Source organism: uncultured Wocania sp. (assembly GCF_964021735.1).
GTDB lineage: Bacteria > Bacteroidota > Bacteroidia > Flavobacteriales > Flavobacteriaceae > Wocania_A.
Map to the genome: position 1 here is coordinate 1 of NZ_CAXIBN010000244.1, position 3,680 is coordinate 3,680.

General features: G+C 38.3%; 4 protein-coding genes. All 4 read right to left on the reverse strand.

The features are described 5' to 3' along the window. On the reverse strand, nucleotides 1-1,118 hold a 1,118-nt coding region (locus tag AADI82_RS14400; protein ID WP_341217115.1), incomplete at its 3' end, for a 4Fe-4S dicluster domain-containing protein. 11 nt (nucleotides 1,119-1,129) lie between these two features. Beyond that, entirely contained in the window at nucleotides 1,130-1,765 is a 636-nt protein-coding gene (locus tag AADI82_RS14405) for a cytochrome c3 family protein (protein WP_341217116.1), read from the reverse strand. Next, complete coding sequence (locus AADI82_RS14410; RefSeq protein ID WP_341217117.1) at nucleotides 1,758-2,456, reverse strand: nitrate reductase cytochrome c-type subunit; 699 nt, start codon at nucleotides 2,454-2,456, stop codon at nucleotides 1,758-1,760. Before AADI82_RS14410 ends, AADI82_RS14405 begins: the two co-directional genes overlap by 8 nt. Nucleotides 2,457-2,459: 3 nt before the next feature. Further along, on the reverse strand, nucleotides 2,460-3,680 hold a 1,221-nt coding region (locus tag AADI82_RS14415; protein WP_341217118.1), incomplete at its 5' end, for a molybdopterin-dependent oxidoreductase.

Below are 3,680 nucleotides of genomic sequence, written 5' to 3' on the forward strand. Positions count from 1 at the left end.
TCCATAAAATACCAGAACTTAGGCTCTGTACCCAAATCCTCTTTAAGCCTAAATACTTTTTTATTCTCCAATACCCATCTAATCGTGCTATTCGGGTCCAATAAATTCCCGAATATCCGCGCACCCGTAGGGCATGCTTCAACACAGGCAGGATTTTGTCCTTTTCTAGAACGCTGTACACAAAATGTACATTTTTCCATCACCCCTTTTTTACGCATTCTATTCCCTAAATAATGCTGATTTTTATTAATTTCATTTTCAGGAACCTCAGGTGTACTCCAATTAAAACGTCTACCGTCATAAGGGCAAGCTGCCATACAATAACGGCATCCCACGCACCAATCGTAATCAATAACTACCAAACCATCATCTTCTCTCCAAGTTGCCGATACCGGACACACTTCAACACACGGTGGATTATCACAATGGAAACATTGAGTTCCCATGTAAAAATGACCTTCTGCTGGCACTTCATGGTAATAATTATCATCAGCTTCATTAAACTTAAAGCCTTCACCATCTTTCATTTCATGAATTCGAATGTATTGCATTTGAGAATCTCTATCTTGATTATTCTCTTCAATACACGCATTAACACAATCCATATAGCCTTGGCATTTCGAGATATTAAAAGCATAACCAAAAAGTACATCCTCTTTAGCATTTTCGGCAGTCATGCTAATGTTTTTCCCGGTACGTAATTCGTAAGAGCGCATTAAGCGTTCAACAGTTCCGCTTTTTTCTTCATCACTCATCAGTTTATAGTTACCTTTAAACTGCTCTTCCCAATCTATTTGTGCTTTTTCTTTGGTATCATCACCTGTAACCACGCTACAAGACGTACTTACCGCACCTGCTCCAATAAGCAAACTAGCCGTTAATTTTTTAAAGGCTGTACGTCTATCCATTTTAACATCAAATACTTGCTCAAAACCATCTTTTTTCACTTCGTCTCCAATGGAAGCATTAACAGCAGCTTCAAAAAAAGCATCCTCATCCATCTCTTTATTATGGCTTCCGCAACCTCCAGATGTTTTTCCACATCCGCAAGATTCTGAAGGTTCTTTTTTCTTTTTGAAATTCAAATCTAATGAATACCATTTTTTATTATCGCTCATACCTTAAATTTTTAGTGCTCTAAACCTTCGTGTGGGTCATCAATTTGTTCTGTATTAAATCGTGATGGCCATCTGGACTCAATACTTGGGCTATGCGGATTATGGCAATTAACACAAGTAAAAGATGCTCGTGGTGGTGCCCAACCTCCAATACGCTTACCATGTGCGCCACCTTTCCAGTCTTCAAATTGCGAAGAGTGGCATTGTGCACATAACTTATAACTCGAATTAAAATCTACTTGAATACCAGTTAGCGTATTGAGATTATTCATATCATTTGCATTATGACAAGTCGCGCAATTCATGGTGTTGCTATTGGCGTGTGACAAAGTAATATCCCAATGTGCTTTTTTAATATCCTTACTTTTTAATTTATCTAGTGGTTCGGTATGACATTCAATACATGCAAATGATTTTATTTGACTTTTACGCTCGGGGATTAAAAAAGTATGTTCGCCTTCTGTAATTTCTATAGTTTTAATATGATTAAAAAAAGCTTCGGAAGACAACGTTGAATCTTGATGAATTTTACTTTCAGCTTGAATTTTATCATGAAGACTATGGTATTCGCCTTCACCATGTTTGCACGAAAAAAATACTGAAACAAACAAACAAGCTAATATATATATGTCGTTTTTTCTATTCATTATCATTACTATTAGTTCTTGTAAAAGGCATAATTTCTGAAACTACGCGATCTGTTGGCACATGACATTGCCTGCAGTTAATACGCTCTGGATGTGTTACCCTAATTTCTTTAGGTGCCGCAGGACCAGCGTGACAAGACAAACAATTCTCGCGCATTTGTATTTGATGCGGAATCATAGGAGGTGTTCCAATTAACGCATTATTAACGCCCACTTTTGGAGCATATACTTTTGCTAAATTGACCGATTTAAAAAGCGTATTACTATTTTGAGCCACATGACATTGTCTACAATTAACCATTTCTGGATGCGGGGTTACAGGTGCGTAAGCATCAAATTGTTTTACAAAACCACCATTTTGATGACATTGTAAACAGGTATTACCGCCCAAACTTCTTTCATTTTTAACAGGATGTGGAATACTTGGCGGTGCTCCATGATATGCTCTGTTGTCATAATATGTGTCTAAAGTCCGTTGATGATTGGCATCAATGGGCATATTGGCATATTCTTGTGCAAACTCCGAACGTTCAAAAACACCACTCTCAGATGGAATATAGGTATGAGTTGCTGTTTTTTCAACAGGAACATAACCTTCTTCTAAACCCACTTGATAACTAAAATTCCAAACTATAATAAAAGCAATAAAAAGCAATATAAAAAGCGATATGATTCCGAGTCTTTTTTTCATATTCTAAGCTTTTTCAACTTTAACAGCACATTTTTTATAATCTGGTTCTTTTGAAATCGGACAAAAAGCATCAAGCGTTACATCATTAATCAACATATTTTCATCAAAGAAAGGCACAAAAACCTGCCCTTTGGTTGGCAAGCCTCTCTCGTTTATCGAAGCTGGTAATATACACGAACCACGTCTCGAGGTTACTTTTATATTTTCACCATTTCTAACACCCAAAGCCTTGGCATCTTCTGGATGAAATTCCACATATGCATGTGGCATCGCTTTGTGCAATACAGGAATTCTGCGAGTCATAGACCCTGTGTGCCAATGCTCGATTACCCGACCCGTATTTAACCAAAATGGGTATTCGCTATCTGGCACTTCTGGTGCTGGTTCGTATGGGCGTTGCCATATTACCGCTCTTCCATCTGGTTTTCCGTAAAAATCAAAATCCTCCCCGTTAGAACAAGCTGGATCGTATTTTGCATTGAAACGCCACTGGGTGGATTTTCCGTTTACATACGGCCAAATAGCTCCAGATTCTTTCTTTAAAACTTCTAAAGGAGCCATACCATGTTTTGCTCCTTCATGAAATTGTCGGTATTCGTTATAAATTTCTTCCACATGATTTTCTTTACTGTAAGGAAATAAATCGCCATAGCCCATACGTTTTGCAACCTCAATAAACATCCACGCATCTGGTGTAGTATCACCTGGCCCTTCAACCATTTTGTCCCAATGTTGGGTTCTGCGTTCGGAGTTACCGTATAGTCCACTTTTTTCAATGTGCCATGATGCTGGTAAAATAACATCGGCAACATCTGAGGTTGGTGTTGGAAACACGTCAGAAACAACCACAAAGCATGATTTTTTTTCCATTGCTGGACGATAGCGGCTCGTTTTTGGCAAGGACACCAAAGGATTTGTGGCTTGGGTCCAAATAAATTTAATATCGCCACGATCAACCGCTCTAAACATTTCAGTAGCATGATAGGTTGGTTTTGATGGAATCCGTTCTACGGGCACTTTCCAAATTTTGGCTGCCAACTCTCTGTGTTTAGCATTCATTACGACGCCTTTTGGTAATTTATGGGTAAATGTTCCTACTTCACGAGCTGTTCCACAAGCAGAAGGTTGACCTGTTAACGAAAATGGCCCATTACCTGGTTGCGATATTTTTCCTGTTAACAAGTGAATGTTATAAACTAAGTTATTCATCCAAGTGCCTCTAGT